Raw genomic sequence first — 20,228 nt, forward strand, 5'->3', positions numbered from 1 at the left:
GTGAAAGCCCCGAGCAAGGCCAGCGTACGGCGGCGCGCGCGGCAAGGCGCGTCTGAGCGAGAAGGGTCAGATGCGCCAGGAGCGGATGCGGTCGGCCGCGTCGTACGCATCGCAGCGGCCGGTGTCGATGTCGCGAGCGAGGTCGACGAGCGCGCCGTAGGGGGCGTCGATGCCCTCGTCGGCGGAAGCCATGTAGGCGACGACCAGTCCCGCGCCGAACAGGGCGTTGCGGGCGGGCAGCGGCCGCAGGCGGATCACGGTGTGCATCAGGGTGGCCGCGCGCCAGGCGTTGTCGACGACTGCGCCGATCTGTGGGGTGTTGACTCGGTGCCGGCCGACGGCGGCGACCAGGCCGGAGAAGTCGTGGATGGAGGGGTGCTTGGGCAGCAGCTCCGCCTGGCGCTCGAGGAGCCAGCGGATGTCGACGTAGAACTCCACGTCAGGCGGCCCGTCCAGGTACGTCGAGCCGGGAGGGTGCATCTTCGGGGAAGGCGGCGTCGAACGCGTCGGCGTGGTCGTTGACGAAGCTCCGGAAGACTTCGGCGGCACCGTTGAGGCGGGGATCGCGGACGGCGTCATGCGCGGCGCGGGTGATCAGCGCGGTGACCGTGGTGCCTTCGGCTTCGGCGCGCTCCTTGAGCAGTGCGTGCAGCTGGTCATCGACCCGGATCGTCACTGGCTTCGACATACGTCGACCGTACAGCAAGGCGTACAGCACAGGTGCTGGTCGAGCGGTAATTTCCGTCGACATCGAAGTGCAGGAGCAGATGTCGCCGAGCGGGACGTGCTGTCCATCGATGTCACCCGCCACCTCATGGACCACCATCACCGACTGCTGCGCGAGCTCGTCGCGACGGACGCCGCTCACCTGCCGGCCATGCACGCGGGTGAGAAACTCCTGGTCGCCGACGTTCGCGGCGATGCCGCCCCGGTGCGAGGGCTGTCGAGGGTGGGAGAAGGGTGCCTCTCGCGTTGACTCTTCGCCAGGCGGTTGGCGTGCGCGCGCGGGTGGCGAAGGGGACGATGGGTGTGGGCCGGACCCATGGAACGTCGGCACATGGGCCCCGGTCCCGGCAGGCGGCGGCCCGCTCGGGGGCCGGAAGGGAGCCTGGGCAATGGGTGCGACCGAACCCTTCCGGGGCGATCCCGACAGGCCGGGTGTGGTTACGTCCAGGCCGGGTGGCCTGCTGGATGTGCTGAATGTGGCCGCTGTCCTCCTCGATGCCCAGGGCAGGATCGATCTCTGGAGCCCGCAGGCCGAGGATCTGTTCGGCTACAGCGCCGAGGAGGCCCTGGGCCAGTACGCGGGTCACCTGCTGATCGACAAGGAGCACCTCGACACCGTGCTGGCGCTGTTCGCCCAGGTCATGCAGGACGGAGAGAGCTGGGCAGGAGTCTTCCCGGTCCGGCACAAGGACGGCAGCACGCGACTGGTGGAGTTCCGCAACATGCGACTCCAGGACGACCGGCGCGACTACTGGGCGCTGGGTTTGGCCACGGACCAGGCGACGCTGCGGCAGATGGAGCGGAACCTGGCCCTGTCCGCCCAGCTGGTGTCCCAGTCACCGATCGGTCTGGCCATGCTGGACACCGATCTCCGGTACATCTCCGTCAACCCCGCCGAGGAACGGATGAACGGCGTGCCGGCCGCCGAGCACGTCGGCCACCACGTCCACGAGGTGCTGCCCTTCCTGGACCAGTCCTTCGCAGCGGCGATGCGCGACGTGCTCGCCTCCGGGGAGCCGATCCTGGACCAGTACACCGTCGGCCGCACGGCGGCCGACCCGGACAACGATCACGCCTGGTCGATCTCGTTCTACCGGCTCGAAGCCCCCAACGGGAAAGTGCTGGGAGTGGCCACCTCCAGCGTGGACGTCACCGACCGGCACCGCGCCATGGAAGAACAACGCCGTACCGCCCTCACCCTCCAGCGCAGTCTGCTTCCCGATCCTCCCCCACAGCGACCTGGTCTCGACATCGCCTTCCGCTACCGCCCCGCACAGGCCACCATCGAAATCGGCGGCGACTGGTTCGACGTCATCCCCCTGACCGGCGACAAGACCGCCCTCGTCGTCGGCGATGTCATGGGCAGCGGCGTCGCGGCCGCAGCCAGCATGGGACAGCTGCGCACCGCCACCAGGACGCTGGCCGAAGTCGACCTGGCCCCCGCCCAGGTCCTGCACCACCTCGACCACATCACGGACGGTCTCGAGACCATCGCAACCTGCGTGTACGCCGTTTTCGACCCCCGCACCGCGCAATGTCACATCTCCCTGGCCGGACACCTCCCGCCCGTCCTCCTCCGCCCGGACGGCACCCGCGAACTGCTCGAGCTGCCCACCGGCGCACCCCTGGGCGGCTGCGGCATCTCCTTCGACACGACCCGCCTCGACATCGGGCCGGGCGACCAGCTCGTCCTCTACACCGACGGCCTCGTCGAGACCCGGGACCAGCCCATCGACGAGCGCCTGGACGCTCTCCTCGACGTCCTCGACGACCCCGGCCGCTCGCTGGACGACACCTGCGACCTGCTGCTGCGGACCCTGCGTGCCGAGGGTGACCGCGACGACGTAGCCCTGCTCATCGCCCGGGCCGCTCCTCACCCTGCTGGGTGAGGCGATCAGTAGGCATGAGGGTCAAGCATGGCTGAACAGCACCGGCTGCCAGGCCCGCGGACGCCTTCCCTCATGGGCACCTGCGGCGTCGCTACGCGAGGGACTTCGCCGGACTTGGACGGCTCGTCCCGGTCCAAGTGCGGGCTGAGTGTCGGGCGAACCGTCCTCGTGAGGGACTGGCCCCCGCCGGGCTGCGCCGGACGGGTGCGCACAGCGTGAACCCGATCAATCAACCAAGAAGGCCCTGGCCGGGAACTCGCGAACACCCCGCTTCCAGGGGCGTCGAAGGGCAGCCAGCCGTGGGACTGCCGGCTTTCGGGGCCGCTGTCGATGCTCCAGTCACCGCTGGGTGGGTGAATGCTTGCTGTGGAGCGGCGCGGTGACCGCCGCTGTCCGGTGCGACTGGATAGGCCTATTGCATGACTGCTTCGCGCGCGTGCTGCTGTGCCGCCGCCATGACGCTGCCTGCCGCGACGCCGGTGCCCGCATCCCTGGCAGCGGCGACGCCGCCACCAGCTGCGCCCCAGGCCGGCAGCGCCTGCCTGCAAGCCGGAGATACCGGAGATGGGGACTGTGAGCGGCGGTGCCGCCCACAGCGCCGAACCTGCACACGTGCTCGTGTCGCAGCACGACTCCGTACGGCGAGCGGAGACGGAGTGATCAGGCGGCCTGAGAAGTCGTCCGCCGCGACCCGGCCACCGAGGCATTCGTCGTCCAGCGCCGCCGCTGGGTCGTCGGACGAACCATCGGCCGGCTTCACCGATCCACGGGCTGCCCGGCCGCGAGTGGCGCAAGGAGGGCCGGTGCGGGAGCACGAGGTGCGGACGGTCATCCCCTTGCCCCCGGCGAAGCGCGATTGGCGTCTGCCGGGTGTTGAGGACTTCTATGCTTGACGGCCCCATCGTGCAGCCCGCGGCCGTGAGATCGGCGGCTGGGCCGGAGCCGTATCACCGGCGGAGCTCAACCGGCGTCCGCCCCATCACCGTCGACGCGGGTGGCATCATCCTGTCCGGCCTGCTCAGTGAACCCGCGCAGGAGGCCCCGCGCGCAGTGATCGTCGCCTTGCACGGTGGCGGTATGAACGGGGGGTACTTCGACGGACAGGCGCATCCGGACGTGTCCTTACTGGCTCTTGGCGCACGCCTGGGGTACACGGTGCTGGCGCTGGACCGGCCCGGCTACGGTGCCTCGGCCGCACGCCTGCCCGCAGGGCAACGGCTGACCGTCCAAGCGGCCGCCGTGCGCTCCGCCGTCCAGGCGTTCACGGCACGCCATGCACCCGGTTCCGACACGTTCCTGCTGGCGCATTCCTTCGGTGCCAAGGTGGCCTTCGCGGCCGCCGCCGACTGGGACACGCCGGACCTGCTGGGCATGGATGTCTCCGGGTGCGGGCGCCGCCTGGCTGTGAGCACCAACCTCGTCGGGTGCGACCGTGAGGGCAGCCTGCGGCTGCTGAACTGGGGGCCGCTGAGCCTGTACCCGACGCAGACGTTCAGGGCGAGCCAGCAGGTGGTGGCGCCCATGCCCGCACAAGAGATCAGCACGGTGGCCGGCTGGACAAGACTGTCGGCGGCGATCCTGCCGCGTGTCCGCGTCCCCGTCAGGCTCACCTTCGCCGAACACGAGGCCTGGTGGAGCCACGGCGAGGACGACCTCACCGACCTGACCGCGTTGCTGTCCGCCGCCCCGCGGATCGTCCTCGACCGCCTGCCGCAGGCCGGCCACAACATCAGCCTCGGCTGGGCCGCCCGCGCGTACCACCTCAAGGCCCTCGCCTTCTTTGAGGAGTGCCTGAGCCTCAAGGACAGACGGCACGACAGCATGCCGGGCTGGGACACATCGACTGAGGACCAGCTGCGGTCGTGACCTCGCGGAGACCGGTGCCGACCCGAAACAGTCGACCTCTCCGCCGCGGCGACGGTGCCCGACATCTTCCGCGCAGCAGCGTGTCCTGGCCGAGCTTGTGGCTCACCTACCCCCACCCGTATCGGTCTTTCCCGGACTCCCCGGCGGGTCCAACATTCCCAGACTCGGAGCCGGCCGCAGCGCGACCTCGACAGACGCGGACCTGCTGGCGAGCTTGCCGGCGCGGATCACTACTCGAACGGCCGAGCGGCTTGCGCCAGGACGCAGGTGGTCAGAGGGGCTGGAGCCGGGCGTGCAGGAGGCAGAACTCGTTGCCTTCCGGGTCGGCCAGGACGTGCCAGCTCTCGGTGCCGGTCTGGCCGACGTCGACGGGCCTGGCGCCGAGAGCGAGCAGCCGCTCCAACTCGGCGTCCTGGTCGCGGTCGGTGGCGTTGACGTCGATGTGCAGTCGGAGCTTCCCGGTCCGCGGTTCGCTGCTGGGGCTGAGGACGAGGGTGGGCTGCGGGCCGCCGAAGCCGGCGTCGGGCGGCCCGATCTCGATGCTTCCGTCGTCCTCCCGGCCGAGTTCGACGTAGCCGAGGACCTCGCTCCAGAATGCGGCGAGCCGGTCGGGGTCGGCGGCGTCGATGACGAGCTCACTGATGCGGCATGCCATGCCCGTCAGTGTACGTAGACGACCCGAGTATCGAGGAGCACAGGCAAGGCTGACAGCCCGCTGAGCGTGGTTTGCTGTCGTTCGGCCGGCTGGCTCAACCAGCTGCTGCGCTGCCGCTCCGGCTTTCGCAGATAGCGGTCTCGACCCCGTGCCGGAGTGCTGCCTGCAGGGAGAGCAGGCGGGCCAGGACCGCGTCCCCGCCGGGGTGTTCGAGCAGGTGGATAACGGTGCTGAACAGCACGGGTTCCACGAGCGGATCGGCGGGCGGAGCGTCGAAGGACCGGGCGACCCAGCTGTCCGCACCCGCGCCGGGTGCGCCGCCGTGCTCCCGACCTTCGGCCGGCACCCTCGCGCTCATGCAACCTGCTGCCGCAGCGACGTTCGCGCGTCGCCGGGGAATCGGGCAGGGAGCAGCGTGGGGCCCGGTTCGCAGGTACTCCACGTACGGAACAATGAGCCTTCCGCTCGACACCGCCGCGCAGACCCGTGCCCTGCGACTCGGCCAGGCCTGACCGTCCGAACATCGGTGGCCCGGCCGGCTGGGCCCCGTCGCCGCCTCATCAGATGCGGGCGAAGACGTTGACCACTATTCCGATGTAGAGGATGACGAGAAGGGTCCAGAAGGTGTAGACGATGCCGGGGTGCCGGATGTAAAGGGGTATCCGGATGGTCGGGTAACGCCCGCGCAACTCACGTGGAGTTGGTATGCCTCCGGGCTGCTGCTGAAGAGCCGCATTACGCCACACCCGATTGAGTTCGGCTTCACGCCACTGCCGGGGATTGAGCATCACGGCGGCGTGGTCGTCACCCACGATGAGCACCTCGCCGGCGATGCCGCTGGAGTCGATATGGGTGCGGACCAGGAAGCCGGGCCCTTCGACGGTGGTCAGCCGACGCGCCCAGTTGCGCACCACAATGGCGCCGTCCACGACTGCCACGTACGAGTTAACGGTGTGCAGGACTGCGTAGGTCACGTACCACAGGAACGGGAGCGCGACGAGAACGACGGCTGCCGGTACGGCCGTCGGCCCGAGTCCCTCGCTGGTGCCGCGTCCGCCCGCGAGCATGAGCGTCAAGCTGATGCCCGGCAAAATGGCGGCCGGTACGATCGCCCATGCCACGCGTCCGAACCGGCTCGTGTCCGGTGATACGACAAAGTCTCTGTAACGGTCACTCACGGCTGCTTCCCCCCGTGTCTCGACAGTCCGCGGGAAAACGCCTGTTGTCGCTGACACCTTCCGCCCCCCGAGTCCGCCGGACTCCTCTTCACTCCTGATCCCCCTTCATTGGATCCCGGTGACGTACCCACCCCTCGTCGGCCACAACCTCCTTGCCGCTCGACGACGCTGACGGCGCTGCACCAGGCAGGGCGCACTGCCCGTCTGTTCCCGTTGCTCGTGGTCTCTGCACGACCTCACATCGGTCCCGACGCCGGCGCCGTGCTGGAAGACGCTGGTGAGGAATTGCCAAGGCTTGTGGATGAGGAGTGGTTGGCTGTCGGCAGGCGGAGGGGCTTGAGTCTCCAGTAGGGGGAGACGCAAAGGTGGGGGCATGGACGGCGACACGCTCTACTCGATCGGCGAACTGGCCCGGCGGACCGGTCTCACGGTCAAGACGATCCGGTTCTACTCCGATCGCGGAATCGTGGTGCCGACGGACCGCGGCCCGACGGGCTACCGCCTTTACGACACCGGCGCTGTCGCTCGCCTGGAGCTCGTGCGTACCCTGCGCGAGCTGGGACTGGACCTGCCCACGATCCGCAAGGTCGTGGACCGGGAACTCTCGCTTCCCGAGGTCGCCGCGGCGCACGCCGAAGCACTGGCAGTGCAGATCCGCGTCCTGCGCCTGCGGCGCGCGGTGCTGACGGCGGTGGCCGAGCGCGGGTCCACGCCTGAGGAGACAAAACTCATGCACCAGCTGGCCCAGCTCTCCGAGGACGAGCGCCGACGTCTGATCGGCGTTTTCCTCGACGCCGTCTTCGGCGGTCTTGGCGCCGCCCCCGCATTCGCGGGGGTCATGCGCTCGATGACCCCCGAGCTGCCCGACAACCCCGAGGCGGAGCAGGTCCAGGCATGGGTGGAGTTGGCGGAGCTGTCCCTTGACCCGGATTTCCGCGCCGACGTGCGGCGGATGGCCGAGGACCAGGCAGCCGAGCAGGCCCAAAGCGCCGTCCCGCGCCGCGACTTTGCCGCAACCGTCCGTGACCAGGTCGGCCCGGCCCTGGTGGCCGGCATCGACCCGGCCTCCCCCCAAGCCGATCCGATCGTCGCGATGCTCACGGCGCACTACGCGCGCCTCCTCGGCCGCCCCGACGACGTCGAGCTTCGCCGCCGACTGTCGACTCGGCTGGAGAGTGTGAACGACCCCCGCAGGGAGCGCTACTTTCAGCTGCTCGCGGTGGTCAACGGCTGGCCGATCCCGGAGAGTCTGGCGCCGGTGTTCGACTGGTCCGTCCGGGCTCTGCGCGTCCGGATACAGCGATGAAAGGGTGGTCGCACAGCGGCATGGGGCGGACACGGTTGGCGTCGGGTGAGAATGCCGCCGCATATGATCGGTTGGTGCATGTCCCCGTCGTACTTCAGGTGGCCGCGACGCCGAACTCTCCCGCTCTCGTTCTTCGCCCCTGGTGCATGGAGGACGTTGCCGCACTGGTCGAGGTGTGTCGGGATCCCGCATTGCGCCACCGGACGAGCTCTCCCGTCGAGAACGATGCTGACGGGGCGCGGTGGGTGCAGGCTCAGCAGCGGGGCTGGGCAACGGGAGACCGGTTCGGCTTCGCGGTCCTTGAGGAACAACCCGGCCCAGCTGGCGCTCAGTTGGTGGGCAACGTGGTCCTCAAGGATGTCACCTCCGGCAAACCGGCGGCCGAAGTGGGCTACTGGACCGCGGCGCACGCTCGTGGGAAGGGAGTTGCCCCCCGCGCTCTGGAGGCGCTCACCGGCTGGGCCTTCGACACCTTCGCAGCCGACGGGCTGAAGCGTCTCGGACTCCTGCACCAGGTGGACAACCCGGCCTCGTGCCGGGTCGCGCAGAAGAGCCGTTACGACTTCGACAGAGTCCTGCCCGCGGCGCCGCCCTCCTTTCCCCGCGATGGCCACCTGCACATACGGCGCACCGATGCCTGAGATCCGCCCGTCTTCTGCGGATCGGCTGGGGCTGCTCACGCCGCGAGGTCTCGGGGCGTTCGACGAGGTGGCCGGGTTCGAAGCGGGCGCCGGCACGGACCAGAGCGACGAGGTGGGGTGCGTTCACGGCCCGCCAGCGGGCCTGGCCGGACTCGACCAGCTTGAAGACCATGGCCGGCCCGGCGGCCCGGCGGCCGGTTCCCTTGGTCACCTTCGTCCGCAGCCTCACGGGTCGCGAACGTCGACTCGATCGGATTCGTCGCCCTCGGATGCGGCCAGTGCTCGGCCGGAAAGTCGAAGAACGCCAGCAGCTCGTCCTCGTCATCGGTGATCTTCTTGCGGCCTTGGGGCACTTCGCGTCGTACTGCCGGCGAACGCGGCGACGGCCTGCACCGGGGCGCGCATGCCCCGGCGGGCGCGGTCGCGCAGCAGTCGGCTACCTCCTGGAAGGCATCAGGCGCAGCGCCGCCGTGCATGACGACGGCCGACATGACATGCATCTGCATGCCTGCGTCCGAGGCGACTGAGTGGCTCCTGCCCCGGCCGTGGGGCGGCTCGGTGCGTGAACCGTCTGCGGGAGCGTTGGGTCCAGTGGGAGAGTGTGCTCCGACCAGGTCTTCGGGCCGGTCTGAGCCGGGGGGTGACGCCGACTCACGTTCGCCGGCCGTCGCCCCGCGCAGCACCGGGCCGACCGCGCCTTCGGTCGCGCAGTCGGGCTGCTCGCCCGATCGGCACAACCATTTGCGGATCCCACCCGTCGCACAAGTCACCGGAGAGCCAACTCCGGTTGACGGAAAGGTATCCGCGAGATGTCACCACGTACCCGACGCAGATGGTCCGCATCCCTGGCCGCCATCACGGTTCCACTCCTCGGCGCCGTACTCGTCGGCACTCCCGCGCACGCGGCCCCGACAGGCACCCTCGACGCTCAGGACGGCCCCGTCCTGAGCCTCACCGTCGTCAGGGACGAGATCGGCCTGCCGCAGCCCGCCGACAGGACCGACCCGCCGCAGATCAGCTGGGGTCTGGAAGGTGACCCGGACGGCGGGACCGCCGAGGACGTGGTGGTGAGCATCGACGTGTCCGGCATCTCCTCCTTCACCGACGTCGGAGGCATGGACTGCCCGGACGACGTGTGCTCCTGGCCCGCCAAGGACATCGCGCCGGACGGATTCGCCGGCGGGATCCTCGACGTGAATGCCAAGCCGAGCGCCCCGCTCGGTACGACGGGCACAGCGCGGCTCTACGCCACGTCCTCCAATGCCAGTGTCGGCGGCATCACCGTGAAGGTCACCGTCGGCGCGGTCGGGCTGATCCTCAACAGAATTCCCGGAACGGACACCGCCGAGCCCGGCACTTCTCTCGACGCGCCCATCACGATCGCCAACACCGGTTCGCTGACGGCTCAGGGCGTGGACCTGCGACTCGCCGCCACCCCGGGTCTCGGCTTCGCGCAGCGGTTCTCCAACTGCACGTACGGCACGACCGACGACATCCCCGCCGCGTCCGGCCAGACGCTGGACCAAGCGGTGTGCCACATCAGCACAGCCGTCGAGCCGGGCAAGCGGTACCGGCTTTCCACGCCGGTGGGCCTCGACGTCAAGAAGACGGCGCTCTTCGAATTCCTGGACTACGGGGTGAAACCCATGGCCGCCACCGTGCCGACGACCGCGAGCAGCGGCAGCGTGCTCGCGCTCGTGCCGGACGGCAGCGCGCCGCCGGCCACGTCCGGGACGGACCACGCGCTGTGGGCGATCAACGCGGCCAACACCGCCGATATCGCGGTCACCGGCGACAACGCCACCGCCGAGCCCGGCGACGCCGTCACACTGACGGCGAAGGTCCGCAACAACGGCCCCGCGTCCTTCAACCTCCTCACCTCCGACGACCAACTCGGGCTGCTGGTCGACATCCCCAAGGACACGACGGCGGTGAAGGTACCGGAGCGCTGCCGTCCCTGGACGGGCGGAGGCATGGGCGAACCGGGTCTCGGCGCCCCGCAGTACATCTGCGCCATCGGCTCGCCGTTCACCGTCGGCCAAGTCGCGACGCTGCCGTTCACGGTGAAGATCGACAAGGACGCGCCCACCGGGACCACCGGGACCACCGGCGAGGTTCGCGCCATGTCTGTGAACGGCGGGGAGCTGGCGTACGACAGCAACAAGGCCAACAACACGGCTCGCTTCACGGTGCATGTGAAGGGCGCTGCGGGAACCGGTGGTTCAGCGGGCTCGGGCGGCAACCAGCCGCAGCCCCAGACCACGGGCCTGCCCCAGGACACCACGGACACCACGGACACCACGGACACCACGGGCGCCCTTGCCAAGACCGGCAGCAGCGGCACACTGGCGTTCGCCTGTGCAAGCGTGGCGGCCCTCATCGCGGGCGCCTTGCTGATGGCCACGGTCCGCCGGCGCAGGGCCCGGGCCACGGCAGGGCCTCTGACGTGAAGGAGCCGAAGCGAGTGGTGGCGAAGTCGTCGACCGCTGGCGCGCCCTGCCTGCGCACCGCCGCGATATTGGCGGTCGTGGCCACCGTAGTCATGGGTGCGGAGGTGCGCATGCCCACAATGGGGCCGCTGCCGTAGCCTCCGGGAGGTGGCCTCGATGGCCCCGGACGACGCTTCGTCCGGGGCCTCGTCACGCGTCGGCGTCCGTGCGGCCGGGCGGGCGCACCGAGCAGGCCGACGAGACGTGCGTGGCCGACGGACGAGTGCCGTGCCCGTGCTGCCGGCCCTCGCCCTGTCGCGTCATCGCGCCCCCAGTGGCGGACGCCGTTCAGCACCCAATGTCGGGGCCGACCGCACCGCCGTGGACGATGGCGCCCTCACCGACGACGGCGCCATCGCCGCCGTGGTCATCGGCTCCGGCAGCCAGGTCGTATGGGCCTGCTACGTCGACGACGCACCTGGGCGCCGGAAGAGGCCTTCCGGCAAGCTGAGCGAGGGGACCGTTGTGTGGGAGCGGGGGGCCAGGTACTGGCGTCTGCGCACCCAGCACGACCCCGAGGGCAAGCGGCAGGCCGACTGACCCGGCCGCACAGAAGCGAGGAGGGCGGTCACCCCGACGCAGGTGACCGCCCTCCTCGTGCGTTCCGGAGGTATCGCCCCACGCGCCGACCGGCAGTCTTTTGCTGCTCCTTGATCATTTCGGCTAGGTTCCCGAGAGTTCAACTGATCTGCAGAACCTCACGTAAGGGTCCCTCGATGCGTACCAAGCAGGCCGTTGCGGCCGTCGCCGCCCTCCTGGCTCTCACGGCCACTTCCTGCGATGACGACGGCGGTCAGTCCGAAAGTCAGAGCGGTCAGGCGTCCACGGGCAAGAACGGAGGTCAGGCCGGTAGCGGTGCGGACGGCAACGGCACCGCCGGCACGGACGGGGTGGAGGCCCAACTCGCCACGGTTGCCGGCGCGGACGAACTGATACGGCTGATCAGCAACGTGACGACGTGCGAATACGCGTCGACGGAGCCCAAGGACACGGTTTTCGGCGACATCGACGGCTCCTCGTCGGACAGCGCGGTGGCCGAGATGTCGAAGACGAACGCCGCGTGGGGCATCAAGGAACGCGCGACGTGTGACGGAGTCGACGGCAGCGCCAGTAATGGCCACGTGTTGTTGGTCGTCAGCGACATGGCCCGGTTCGAAGCCGAGTTCAAGGCCCGCCAGGAAGCCGATCTCGCCGCCGGCGAGGGGGACCCCCGAACGCGCTGGTTCGTCGGCCAGAACTTCGCCGTGCGTATTTACGCCACCGACAGCGACGAGAGGGACATGCTGTCTCTCGGCACGCTCGGCCTGAACTGCGCGCCCAACTATGCGGCTCCGCCCAACTCCACGACCCAGGAAGCACTCGTCGACGGCTGCATCCTGACCAACTTCGTCGACGCCTGACGAACGGCTGCCGGACTGAAGTCCGGGACCCGGTTTGCCAACCCCGGCCAGGCGGCCCGGGGGCGGCAATGAACGGAGACGACTGCCCGCCCCGGTCGGCTCCATGTGCCGATCGGCCCCGAGCATCCCGGCCCGCGTTGATTAAGGCGCGCTTCGTCATGCCGGCACCCCGGCCTCGTCCATGACCACGGCCATCTCACCCGGGGGAAGGGCGGGGTTGGCACCCGCGCTGCGGGCCAGCTCGGGCACGGCGAGGGCCTCGAGGAGCCGGTGGAGCGGCAGGCGCGGGTCGCCGGCTGCCGCCTGGCGCGTCCGGACATCCGGGTCGTGGCTGAGCCGTTCGATCAGATCGGGGCCGGCGGCGGGGTCGCGGACTGCACAGCGCGCTCCGTACGGACGGTTCGGGGTCTTCGAGGAGACGCCCGCACACGGCGTCCGGCAGAGGACGGACCTTCGTCCGGGGATCGTGGGTCCACTCGGGCCCGTATGCGACGGCGGCGCGCACCTTGGGCGAGGGGTCGCCCGCGAGCCGGGCGCGCTGCTCGGGCTCCGCCTGGCCGCTCGTCGCGAACTGGACTCGCGTGTCCAGGACCGGGTGGGTGAGGACAGCCGCCACGGCCGACTCGGGCAGCCCCGGCCGGTGGAGGGCTTGGAAGGGCGGGCCGTGGCCCCCGCCGTCGAAGGCGATCAGCCGCAGCAGCAGCGGTGTGGGGAGGGCGGGGTTGGCGGCGACTCCGTCCAGCGCGGAGGAGTAGAAGGCGACCACGTCTCAGCTCCCCAACCCGTCGCTTTGCGCGCAGCCCTTCGGACGCCTATGCCGGCATCGGCCTTTCGGGGCAATTTGCCGTCATCCTGCCACGAGCCGGGCTGCCTCCGCACGTGATCACCGAGAGCCCGCACTACGTCAGGTGTCCGCTACCACGTCGACAACGGCGTGAAGTGGGCGAACCTGACCGTGACTTTCCGCCGTACCGGCGCGTGCAGGCCTTCGTCCGCCGCTGGCAGCTCACGGGTCTGCTCACCGAGCTCCACGACCGGCTGCGTGACAAGGTCCGCGAGAAGGAAGGCCGCACGCCGGTTGCGACCGCGGCGATCGTGGACTCGCAGTCGGTGCGGGCGGCAGGCCCGTCCGGTCACCGACGCGATGCCTTCATGCCCCGGCGGCCAGCGTCCCCATGACGTGGTGAACACGTTCGGCCGGACCTCTGCGGCCCAGCACCGCGCGACAGCCCAGAGATGCACCAGGCACCCAAGGTGACAAGACAGGTGACAAAGCACTACCAGGAGTGTGTCTCAGTAACCGGCAACTGGCGGGCGACGTGCAGCATTGGGTCTGGTCAACCGGCCCGGCGGCCGACACGTCGGGCGCCGGGCCGGCTACGCGGGCATCAGCGCGCCGGGCACTTCTTCCAAGCGAAGTGGTACTTGGTCGTGAAGCTGCCGTCTGTCGAGTCCATCGCCATGAAGCTGGTGGTGTTGGTCGTGTCGGAGCGTCCTCCGTCCACGAGCAGCTCGGTGTTGATGTTGAAGTTCCGCTCCTCACCGCAGGGCTTGTGGACGAGGGCGTGGATGGCAGTTGTGTCGGAGACCTGCCAGTTGTTCTGGAGCGGGCCGTGGAACCGGTGGCTGCGGTACGACGTCCGGGACATGCCCTGGAAGTAGTAGCTGGCCCGCTGCGTGGCGCTCGCACCGTTCTGCAGGCTGGCGAAGCCGCGATAGTCGGCCTTGGCGATGGCATAGGTGAAGCCCTGCGGGGCGTACACGTTCAAGCCGAGCTGGCAGTTCTTGCGGAAGTCGGTCGGCTTGGCGCCCTTGCCGACCTGAGCGAGGTACTCGCTGTAGGTGATGGTGAAGGCCGTGTTGTCCGGCGCGACGGCCACGGTTGCGCTGCCGGGTCGGCAGCCCGAGCCGTTGACGGAGACGAGGTCGATGGGGACCTTGTCGGGCGGGGCGGGGGATTTCATGACCGCCGTGGTCCCCGAGGACGGGGTGAAGGCGGCAACAAGTGCCGCCGTGGCGCCACCGATGAACATTGTTCTGAACATGGGGTCCCTTCCGATCGCTCAGTGCGCCCGCTCGAACCACTTCGATGGGGCCGTCACCCATAGCGACACAAAGTCGACCATGATGTGACTCGCAGTCGCGGGACCCACGCCGAACACTTGCCACGTGGGCCAGTAGTGCTTTGTCAGGTGGTGTCGTGGGGCTGCCATGACAGGGTCTGTTGGCAGGTGGGGCAGGTGCCGGTCCAGGTGGCGACGAGGTGTTGGAGGAGACCCAGGGCCTGATAGACGGTCAGGCCAAGGCAGGGGCTCTTGGGCTCCTCCGCTGTTCGGTCAGGCACAGGTGGGCGGCGGTGACGAGTGACATGGCGGTGCCGGCCGATGAACGAGCGGCCCTCGAAGGGCCTCATCTCGCGCCCCGGTGCTGCCCCGGTGGTGACGGTCCCGCACGGGCCTGCTCCTACGATGGGCCCATGACCCACAGCACGGGATCGAGCCGCCGCCCCGCCGGGCGGCTGTTTGTGCTGCTGGTGATGGCGGTGCTGACCGGCGTGCTCAGCATGCACGCTCTCGGCCCCACCGAGACGCCGACAGGCCCATCGGATGCCGGGCACGAGATGGTGATGGCCATGGCCGCCGACACTCCACACGCGAGCGCGAGATGCTCGCACATGGACGGCAGTTCGGATCACCTTGATCACGCGGACGGAACGTGTGCGGCGGCCGGGATCGGCTCCGCGTACGCGCCGCCCGCGCTGACCAGCGCCCCGATGCACGCCCCTTCCGCTTCCGCCTCGGCGGCGAGCTCTGCCGCGCCGGCCGAGGGCGGCCGGGCACCGCCTGACCTTTCTGAGCTGCAACTCCTGCGGATATAGAGCGGCCCGCACGGCACCCCCTGCCCGGATGTTCCGGTGACGGGTGCCGCGCTTTCCTACGCCCTCATCCCAAAATCACTCGCGCGCCGCTGTGTCGTGGCTGCGCGCACAAGGAGTTGCACCGTGAACAGCAAGCGATCCCTCGTCCGCCGTACCGCCGCCGTGGCTGCCGCAGCGGCGGCTGTCCTCGTCGTTGCCGCCTGTGGCGGGAACGGTGACAGTTCGGCCGGCCACGACGGCCACACCACGAAGTCCCCGTCCGCCTCGGCGCCGGCCTCGAAAGGTCAGCGCAACGGGGCCGATGTCGCGTTCGCCAAGGGGATGATCCCGCACCACCGACAGGCGGTGGAGATGGCCGACCTTGCGCCGTCCCGGGCCGAGTCGGCTGAGGTGAAGAAGCTCGCCGGGCAGATCAAGAAGGCCCAGGACCCGGAGATCAAGACACTGTCCGGGTGGCTGACCTCCTGGCGCGAGGAGGTGCCCGCGGAGGGCGCCATGGATCACTCCGCGCACGGCACGGGCGGCATGATGACGGCCGAGGAGATGGACGAACTCGAGAGCTCCTCCGGCAAGGCGTTCGACACCGCCTTCATGGAGATGATGATCAAGCACCACGAAGGCGCTGTGGCGATGGCGAAGACCGAGCAGGCCGATGGTGCCTACGCGCCGGCCAAGAAGATGGCCGGCGCGATCATCACTTCCCAGACGGCCGAGATCACCCAGATGAACAATCTGCTCGGCAAGAACTGACCGGACCGCCGGACAGGGGGCGGGCGCCGCCGGCGCCCGCCCCGGGCAACTTCATCCGTCGTTGTCCTTTCGAGAACTGGACCGGGACCCCTGCTCGCCTACTACGGGCCGACCGTCACAGACGACGGAACACCGCTGGATTAATACCCCCAGGGGGTATATAGTGTGGTGTGAGCCCGGTGAACGGACCACACTGGACGGGAATGGGGATGAAGGTCATGGACCGCAGCACTCACCACACCGGCACCGCGCAGGACCCGGCCACCCACACCGGTCACCACGCTCACGCCGACCACGCGCACGGGGCGTCCTGGTCAACGGCCGCCAAGGCGACGCTGCACTGCCTGACCGGCTGCGCCATCGGCGAGATTCTCGGCATGGTCATCGGCACCGCCCTGCTGTGGGGCAACGTCGAGACCATGGTCCTGGCGATCTCGCTGGCGTTCCTCTTCGGCTACTCGTTCACGCTGTTCGCGGTCCGCCGGGCCGGCCTGGACTTCAAGAGCGCGGTCAAGGTGGCGCTGGCCGCCGACACCGTCTCGATCGCCGTGATGGAGCTGGTCGACAACGGCATCATCGCCCTCACCCCCGGCGCGATGGACGCCCACCTCTCCGACGGGCTGTTCTGGTCGGCGCTCCTGGGCGGATTCGCCGTCGCATTCGTGATCACCACGCCCGTGAACAAGTGGATGATCGGCCGCGGCAAGGGGCACGCCGTCGTCCACGCCTACCACTGACCCCGAACGCCTCGGGCGGCCCCGCACCGACGGGGGCGCCCGAGACGCGTTTGCGCCGGTCGTCGGTGGCCAGCTGCCACGGGCCGGGGCGATTAGGTGCGGCCGTCCCGGCCCCGGCCTCCGGCAGCACGAGGAGGCGATCCGCGATGGCTACGGTCAAGGACATGCTCGCCACCTACCCGGCCGACGTCGGCGACGTCGACCGCGAGAGGCCCGCCCACTGCACCGAGGAATGCATCGCCTGCGCCCAGGCGTGTACCGCCTGGGCGGACGCCTGCCTGCCGGAGCGCTCGGTCGGCGATCTCACCAGATGCATCCGCACCGACATGGACCGCGCCGGCACCGGCAACGCCACTGCGGTCGCAAGCTTTGCAGGCGGTCGCGCACGCGGGGAGAAACGCGCGGGTGATGTTGGCGTCCGGCCGGTGTGGCGGGACACGAGTGCTCCTCGCACGCCGGCGTGCACGAGCACTGCCGCCTGTGCGCCGAAGCCTGCCGCTCCTGCGAACAGGCATGCAACGTCCTCCTCCGGACCCTCGCCCGACCGGCTCCGTGGCGCCGCCTTCCCCTCCGGCGGCCCAGGTCAGCGTCAGGACACCGTCTGACGCCGACCGCGCTGCCTGCGCATGCCGTAGCCGGTCATCCCCCGGGGCTTGAACACCGACAGCGCCGCCGCGGTGAGCAGAGCCACGACGGCCGCTCCCGCGTCCGCGATCAGCTGGATCCGCATGCCCTCGAGTTCACCCCTCGCCAGTGCGGCCCGGGCCGCGGCATCGGCCAGGTGCCCGACCGGCTGCATGTGAACGAGCAGCAGCACGGTGGCGAGCACCGTGATCAGCAGCTTCGCCATCACCCAGTAATGCCGCAGCAGCCCCCACACCGTCCCCAGCGACTGCACAACGCCGGTCACCAGCGAGGCGCCGGCCAACGGCACGATCACTCCCCAGCCCACCAACTCCATCGCCACGTACGACGACCGGACCGTCTGGGGAGCATCACTGATGAGACCGGCGACGGCCAGGGCGAGGAAGGCCGCGACCGCGCCCAGCCAGCCGAGGGACGCGGTGATGTGCGCGGTCAGCGTCGCCTTGCGCAGCCGCGCGGGAAACGGACTCACGGCGTGTGCCCGACCATGCCGCCCCCGGTCAGGTGCACGATCACGAACACCACGGCCAGGGCGACCACCACTGCCGCAGAGATCTTCACCCAGCGCGGCGTCCGGTGATCATCAGGCACCTCCAGGTGGGTGGGCGAGTCAGCCATGGCGTCCTCCAGGAGTCGGGCGCAGACCGACTGCGCCAACCTTTTTCGATACACAGTGTCTCTCTCCCGGCGGAGTGTATCCAGGGGGACGTCCGTATCCTTGAGGGGTGCCGAAGCTGTGGAACGAGACCATCGACGCTCACCGCCATGCCGTACGCGAGGCCATTTTGAACACCACCACCGAGCTGGTGCAGGCCGGCGGGCTGCGGTCGGTGACCATGTCGCAGATCGCCGAGAAGACCGGCATTGGCCGCGCCACCCTCTACAAGTACTTCTCCGACGTCGAGGCCGTCCTCCTGGCCTGGCACGAGCGCCAAGCCGCAGCCCACCTGCACCAGCTGGCCGCGGCTGCCGAGCAACCCGGCACCGCCGCCGAGCGCCTCCGGACCGTCCTCGAGGCGTACGCGGACATCGCCCGCCGCCGCCACGGCGGGGAACTCGCAGCCCTCCTCCACCAGGGCGGGCACCTCACCCACGCCGAACGCCATCTCGCGCACATGGTCCAGGCCCTGATCGCCGAAGGCGCCGACAGCGGCGACTTGCGCGGCGACATCCCGCCTGCCGAGCTCGCCCAGTACTGCCTCCACGCTCTGGCCGCCGCAGCGGGCGTTCCTTCCAAGACCGCCGCCCGCCGACTCGTCGGCGTCACATTGGACGGGCTGCGCCCGGTTCCGTAGGCGCCGGGATCAGGCGAGTCCACTCAGAGGCCGAGACGCAGCACGCACACATCACCCCGATCCATGGCGCGGAAGCGTCCCATCCTGTACCGCAATCACACTTCGAGGCGGTACAGGTACGCGTGCAGGTGCCGCGCACGCCCGCGAGCATGAGCGTCAAGCCGATGCCCGGCACGAAGCGGGCTCCGGTCAGTGCCGGCGGGGAAGTCATGAATGCCGGCAGCTCGTCCATGTCATCGGTGATCTTCCAGCGTGGCGACCGGCATTCGCTTCGCGCCAGCCAGGAGCCGCCGGCAGTGGTGCCGTCGGTGCTCACCGAGCCGAGCAGGCGCGTGCCTCCGCCTGCGCCGCAACGGGGCACGCACGACGCAGGCCGATCGATCACTCGGGAATGCGGCTCCTCCCGAGCCCGAGCCTCAGGATCAGAGGACTGCTCGTTTGATCAGTCCGGTTTGCGCGTAGTAAATTCCGCTCGGAGGCGCGTGAGCGACTGCCCCGGACGAGATGTGCGCCGTACCCGGCCTGCCAAGACGACGCACTCTGGAGACGTCATGGGCAGAGACGTACAGCAGGTCGAATTCGTGACCGAGGCGCCCGAGCCCCGTGCGCTGGACGTCGACTGGATCCACGGATCGCCGTCGGCGAAGCACAACACCGATCCCGACATCCAGGTCCACGCGTACGACGAGCACACGTTCATCCTGCGTCAGAACATGGCGATCAACTATGAGGCGCCGTTTCTGTTCCTGCTCTTCGGCAACGCCCGAGCCGTGCTCATCGACACGGGAGCCACCGAGTCCGCCGAGTTCTTTCCGCTGCGGCGGGTGGTCGATGACCTGGTGGGGCGCTGGTTGGCCGAAAATCCGCGGAACGGCTACTGCCTCCTCGTCCTGCACACCCACGCCCACCACGACCACATCGCGGGCGATGCCCAGTTCACCGACCGTCCTCAGACCATGGTGGTGCCGGCGGATCTGAACGGTGCCTGGGAGTACTTCGGGTTTGCCGACGACCCCGACCATGTGGCCCAGGTCGATCTCGGCGGCCGGTTGCTGGAGTGCCTGGCCACCCCCGGCCACCACGAGGCGGCGGTCACGTACTACGACGCACACACCGGATTCCTGCTCACCGGCGACACGGTGTACCCCGGGCGGCTGTATGTGGAGGACTGGGCCGCCTTCGGCAGAACTGTCGACCGCTTGATCGCGTTCGCCGACACCCGACCGGTCACCCACATCCTCGGCTGTCACATCGAGATGACCGACGAGCCCGGAGTGGACTACCCGGTCCTGACCACTTACCAGCCGGATGAGCCCCCGTTGCAGATGACCGTCAGCCAACTTCGCGAGATCCGTGAAGCAATCGATGAGATCGACGACCGGCCCGGACGGCATCCTTTCCCCAGCTTCGTCATCTGCCGCAAGGACGAGTGAGCAGTCGCAGACTTCGAGCGTTCCACGCCAATCGACTTCCGTGACCCTTTCTGTGGAGACCAGCGCCGGGTACGGGCGTCGCCGTCCTTACAGCCGCTCTTCCTCGGCCAGGTCCGGGCTGGCGGCTGGGCAGACCCACAGGTCTTTGCGGCCGGCCGTCCTGCAGCACTGTCCGCACATGACGCACGCGGCGGTGGACGGCGCCGGCCACAACGTCCACCTCGACCAACTGCCTCGCGACCACTCGCAGGGGTGGCGGGGTGGTACCGGCCGGCGCTCGCCGTGCGGTCTCGACAGGTGGCCTCGGCTCGCGTAGCGCCGTGTCACCGGGGGACGGAGG

At 69.5% G+C, this 20,228-nt stretch carries 21 protein-coding genes, 4 pseudogenes and 1 riboswitch; of the genes and pseudogenes, 16 read left to right on the forward strand and 9 right to left on the reverse strand.

Translation table 11 applies throughout. The annotated features are described in order from the left end of the window. Positions 1-66 precede the first annotated feature (66 nt). The gene (locus tag IE198_RS33430; RefSeq protein ID WP_229834782.1) at positions 67-438 is read right to left on the reverse strand and encodes a toxin Doc; all 372 of its coding nucleotides are present in this window, start codon (positions 436-438) and stop codon (positions 67-69) included. Position 439: 1 nt separating this feature from the next. Then, entirely contained in the window at positions 440-688 is a 249-nt protein-coding gene (locus IE198_RS36990) for a ribbon-helix-helix protein, CopG family (protein WP_189893594.1), read from the reverse strand. Positions 689-772: 84 nt separating this feature from the next. Between IE198_RS36990 and IE198_RS36995 the strand changes: the two are divergent. The 3 genes and pseudogenes from IE198_RS36995 to IE198_RS33445 all read left to right on the forward strand — a co-directional run. Then, positions 773-916: pseudogene (locus tag IE198_RS36995) on the forward strand (OB-fold nucleic acid binding domain-containing protein); the annotation flags it as partial. 199 nt (positions 917-1,115) lie between these two features. Beyond that, positions 1,116-2,615, forward strand: a complete 1,500-nt coding sequence (locus IE198_RS33440) for a SpoIIE family protein phosphatase (RefSeq protein ID WP_189893557.1) — start codon at positions 1,116-1,118, stop codon at positions 2,613-2,615. 885 nt (positions 2,616-3,500) lie between these two features. Further along, complete coding sequence (locus IE198_RS33445) at positions 3,501-4,481, forward strand: alpha/beta hydrolase (RefSeq protein WP_189893559.1); 981 nt, start codon at positions 3,501-3,503, stop codon at positions 4,479-4,481. A 271-nt stretch (positions 4,482-4,752) separates the two neighbouring features. On the opposite strand, the gene IE198_RS33450 is transcribed toward IE198_RS33445, so the two are convergent. From IE198_RS33450 to IE198_RS33460, 3 genes are all read right to left on the reverse strand, one after another. Further along, positions 4,753-5,136, reverse strand: a complete 384-nt coding sequence (locus IE198_RS33450) for a VOC family protein (RefSeq protein ID WP_189893561.1) — start codon at positions 5,134-5,136, stop codon at positions 4,753-4,755. A gap of 94 nt (positions 5,137-5,230) precedes the next feature. Beyond that, a complete protein-coding gene (locus IE198_RS33455; protein ID WP_189893563.1) occupies positions 5,231-5,494 on the reverse strand; it encodes a hypothetical protein in 264 nt (87 codons plus the stop codon). Positions 5,495-5,696: 202 nt separating this feature from the next. Then, positions 5,697-6,203 carry a hypothetical protein gene (locus IE198_RS33460; protein WP_189893565.1) on the reverse strand — a complete coding sequence of 169 codons (507 nt, stop codon included), beginning with the start codon at positions 6,201-6,203 and terminating at the stop codon, positions 5,697-5,699. 484 nt (positions 6,204-6,687) lie between these two features. Between IE198_RS33460 and IE198_RS33465 the strand changes: the two genes are divergently transcribed. Further along, positions 6,688-7,620: a MerR family transcriptional regulator gene (locus IE198_RS33465; protein ID WP_189893567.1), complete on the forward strand. Its 933-nt coding sequence runs from the start codon at positions 6,688-6,690 to the stop codon at positions 7,618-7,620. A gap of 20 nt (positions 7,621-7,640) precedes the next feature. Then, the gene (locus IE198_RS33470; RefSeq protein WP_189893569.1) at positions 7,641-8,261 is read left to right on the forward strand and encodes a GNAT family N-acetyltransferase; all 621 of its coding nucleotides are present in this window, start codon (positions 7,641-7,643) and stop codon (positions 8,259-8,261) included. A gap of 52 nt (positions 8,262-8,313) precedes the next feature. Here the strand turns inward: IE198_RS33470 and IE198_RS33475 are convergent. Then, positions 8,314-8,625 (reverse strand): annotated as a pseudogene (locus IE198_RS33475) (transposase); the annotation flags it as partial. Positions 8,626-8,695: 70 nt separating this feature from the next. Between IE198_RS33475 and IE198_RS35970 the strand changes: the two are divergent. From IE198_RS35970 to IE198_RS33495, 5 genes and pseudogenes are all read left to right on the forward strand, one after another. Continuing rightward, positions 8,696-8,788, forward strand: a pseudogene (locus IE198_RS35970) (GNAT family N-acetyltransferase); the annotation flags it as partial. Positions 8,789-9,070: 282 nt separating this feature from the next. Beyond that, positions 9,071-10,711, forward strand: coding sequence for a COG1361 family protein (locus tag IE198_RS33480; protein ID WP_189893571.1), 1,641 nt, complete (start codon positions 9,071-9,073; stop codon positions 10,709-10,711). A gap of 360 nt (positions 10,712-11,071) precedes the next feature. Next, positions 11,072-11,290: a hypothetical protein gene (locus IE198_RS33485; protein ID WP_189893573.1), complete on the forward strand. Its 219-nt coding sequence runs from the start codon at positions 11,072-11,074 to the stop codon at positions 11,288-11,290. A gap of 176 nt (positions 11,291-11,466) precedes the next feature. Further along, on the forward strand, positions 11,467-12,150 hold the full coding sequence (locus tag IE198_RS33490; RefSeq protein ID WP_189893575.1) for a hypothetical protein: 684 nt from the start codon (positions 11,467-11,469) through the stop codon (positions 12,148-12,150). A gap of 939 nt (positions 12,151-13,089) precedes the next feature. Then, complete coding sequence (locus IE198_RS33495) at positions 13,090-13,329, forward strand: hypothetical protein (RefSeq protein ID WP_189893577.1); 240 nt, start codon at positions 13,090-13,092, stop codon at positions 13,327-13,329. Positions 13,330-13,538: 209 nt separating this feature from the next. On the opposite strand, the gene IE198_RS33500 is transcribed toward IE198_RS33495, so the two are convergent. Next, complete coding sequence (locus IE198_RS33500; protein ID WP_189893579.1) at positions 13,539-14,195, reverse strand: DUF4360 domain-containing protein; 657 nt, start codon at positions 14,193-14,195, stop codon at positions 13,539-13,541. Between the two features lie 431 nt (positions 14,196-14,626). Here IE198_RS33500 and IE198_RS33505 point away from each other — a divergent pair, with 431 nt between their 5' ends. From IE198_RS33505 to IE198_RS36855, 4 genes and pseudogenes are all read left to right on the forward strand, one after another. After that, on the forward strand, positions 14,627-15,028 hold the full coding sequence (locus IE198_RS33505) for a DUF6153 family protein (RefSeq protein WP_189893581.1): 402 nt from the start codon (positions 14,627-14,629) through the stop codon (positions 15,026-15,028). Positions 15,029-15,151: 123 nt separating this feature from the next. Further along, positions 15,152-15,778 carry a DUF305 domain-containing protein gene (locus tag IE198_RS33510; protein WP_189893582.1) on the forward strand — a complete coding sequence of 209 codons (627 nt, stop codon included), beginning with the start codon at positions 15,152-15,154 and terminating at the stop codon, positions 15,776-15,778. Between the two features lie 218 nt (positions 15,779-15,996). Continuing rightward, complete coding sequence (locus IE198_RS33515) at positions 15,997-16,515, forward strand: DUF4396 domain-containing protein (protein ID WP_189893584.1); 519 nt, start codon at positions 15,997-15,999, stop codon at positions 16,513-16,515. Positions 16,516-16,661: 146 nt separating this feature from the next. Beyond that, positions 16,662-17,053: pseudogene (locus tag IE198_RS36855) on the forward strand (four-helix bundle copper-binding protein); the annotation flags it as partial. A gap of 51 nt (positions 17,054-17,104) precedes the next feature. Here the strand turns inward: IE198_RS36855 and IE198_RS37040 are convergent. Together IE198_RS37040 and IE198_RS37045 are read right to left on the reverse strand one after the other, a co-directional pair. Next, positions 17,105-17,632 carry a hypothetical protein gene (locus IE198_RS37040; RefSeq protein ID WP_189893586.1) on the reverse strand — a complete coding sequence of 176 codons (528 nt, stop codon included), beginning with the start codon at positions 17,630-17,632 and terminating at the stop codon, positions 17,105-17,107. Beyond that, positions 17,629-17,778, reverse strand: coding sequence for a hypothetical protein (locus tag IE198_RS37045; protein WP_189893588.1), 150 nt, complete (start codon positions 17,776-17,778; stop codon positions 17,629-17,631). Before IE198_RS37045 ends, IE198_RS37040 begins: the two co-directional genes overlap by 4 nt. A 107-nt stretch (positions 17,779-17,885) precedes the next feature. Between IE198_RS37045 and IE198_RS33535 the strand changes: the two genes are divergently transcribed. Together IE198_RS33535 and IE198_RS33540 are read left to right on the forward strand one after the other, a co-directional pair. Continuing rightward, on the forward strand, positions 17,886-18,455 hold the full coding sequence (locus tag IE198_RS33535; RefSeq protein ID WP_189893590.1) for a TetR/AcrR family transcriptional regulator: 570 nt from the start codon (positions 17,886-17,888) through the stop codon (positions 18,453-18,455). 472 nt (positions 18,456-18,927) lie between these two features. Continuing rightward, positions 18,928-18,995, forward strand: a riboswitch (guanidine-III (ykkC-III) riboswitch). Positions 18,996-19,006: 11 nt separating this feature from the next. After that, positions 19,007-19,888 carry an MBL fold metallo-hydrolase gene (locus tag IE198_RS33540; RefSeq protein WP_189893592.1) on the forward strand — a complete coding sequence of 294 codons (882 nt, stop codon included), beginning with the start codon at positions 19,007-19,009 and terminating at the stop codon, positions 19,886-19,888. The last annotated feature ends 340 nt before the right edge of the window (positions 19,889-20,228 follow it).

Source organism: Streptomyces xantholiticus, from assembly GCF_014651015.1.
Lineage (GTDB): Bacteria > Actinomycetota > Actinomycetes > Streptomycetales > Streptomycetaceae > Streptomyces > Streptomyces xantholiticus.

Coding starts and splice junctions, on each gene's coding strand:
- IE198_RS36990 (WP_189893594.1), bottom strand. CDS start 688: ATGTCGAAGCCAGTGACGATCCGGGTCGATGACCAGCTGCACGCACTG.
- IE198_RS33440 (WP_189893557.1), top strand. CDS start 1,116: ATGGGTGCGACCGAACCCTTCCGGGGCGATCCCGACAGGCCGGGTGTG.
- IE198_RS33445 (WP_189893559.1), top strand. CDS start 3,501: ATGCTTGACGGCCCCATCGTGCAGCCCGCGGCCGTGAGATCGGCGGCT.
- IE198_RS33450 (WP_189893561.1), bottom strand. CDS start 5,136: ATGGCATGCCGCATCAGTGAGCTCGTCATCGACGCCGCCGACCCCGAC.
- IE198_RS33455 (WP_189893563.1), bottom strand. CDS start 5,494: ATGAGCGCGAGGGTGCCGGCCGAAGGTCGGGAGCACGGCGGCGCACCC.
- IE198_RS33460 (WP_189893565.1), bottom strand. CDS start 6,203: ATGCTCGCGGGCGGACGCGGCACCAGCGAGGGACTCGGGCCGACGGCC.
- IE198_RS33465 (WP_189893567.1), top strand. CDS start 6,688: ATGGACGGCGACACGCTCTACTCGATCGGCGAACTGGCCCGGCGGACC.
- IE198_RS33470 (WP_189893569.1), top strand. CDS start 7,641: ATGGGGCGGACACGGTTGGCGTCGGGTGAGAATGCCGCCGCATATGAT.
- IE198_RS33480 (WP_189893571.1), top strand. CDS start 9,071: ATGTCACCACGTACCCGACGCAGATGGTCCGCATCCCTGGCCGCCATC.
- IE198_RS33490 (WP_189893575.1), top strand. CDS start 11,467: ATGCGTACCAAGCAGGCCGTTGCGGCCGTCGCCGCCCTCCTGGCTCTC.
- IE198_RS33500 (WP_189893579.1), bottom strand. CDS start 14,195: ATGTTCAGAACAATGTTCATCGGTGGCGCCACGGCGGCACTTGTTGCC.
- IE198_RS33505 (WP_189893581.1), top strand. CDS start 14,627: ATGACCCACAGCACGGGATCGAGCCGCCGCCCCGCCGGGCGGCTGTTT.
- IE198_RS33515 (WP_189893584.1), top strand. CDS start 15,997: ATGGACCGCAGCACTCACCACACCGGCACCGCGCAGGACCCGGCCACC.
- IE198_RS37045 (WP_189893588.1), bottom strand. CDS start 17,778: ATGGCTGACTCGCCCACCCACCTGGAGGTGCCTGATGATCACCGGACG.
- IE198_RS33540 (WP_189893592.1), top strand. CDS start 19,007: ATGGGCAGAGACGTACAGCAGGTCGAATTCGTGACCGAGGCGCCCGAG.